At 57.3% G+C, this 314-nt stretch carries 1 protein-coding gene; it reads right to left on the bottom strand.

The genetic code is table 11. The features are described from left to right. Window positions 1-314 (bottom strand): condensation domain-containing protein (locus FS818_RS28450; RefSeq protein WP_260990007.1); only part of this gene is annotated, 314 nt, incomplete at both ends.

Here is a 314-nt window from a genome sequence, read left to right as displayed (position 1 = left end):
GTCCATTCCTGCATCGCTAAACCCAGGGCTGCCAGCAACACGTCGTTCATTTCCGTCTTGTACGCATGATGCGTTCCGGTCAGCAAGTTCTTCGTTTCGGCCTCGCTTAAGTGTATTGCCGCCGTGGCACTGCTCCCGATCGTTCGGACGCCGGACCCTTCCCCGTCTTTCGGAAGCCGTTCCACATGCGTTTGTTCTTCCTGACGCCAATACTCGGCTTCTCGTAGCAACTCCCGGCTCTGTGCATAGACGCCCATCCGCTCCGACCATGTCCGGTACGAATGGGTTTTCCCTGGCAACACAATAGCCTCACC

Origin of the sequence: Paenibacillus xylanexedens (genome assembly GCF_007680605.1) — a bacterium.
Classification (GTDB): domain Bacteria; phylum Bacillota; class Bacilli; order Paenibacillales; family Paenibacillaceae; genus Paenibacillus; species Paenibacillus xylanexedens_B.
Note: the sequence above shows the minus strand (reverse complement) of the source record. Positions and strands in the feature narration are given on the sequence as shown.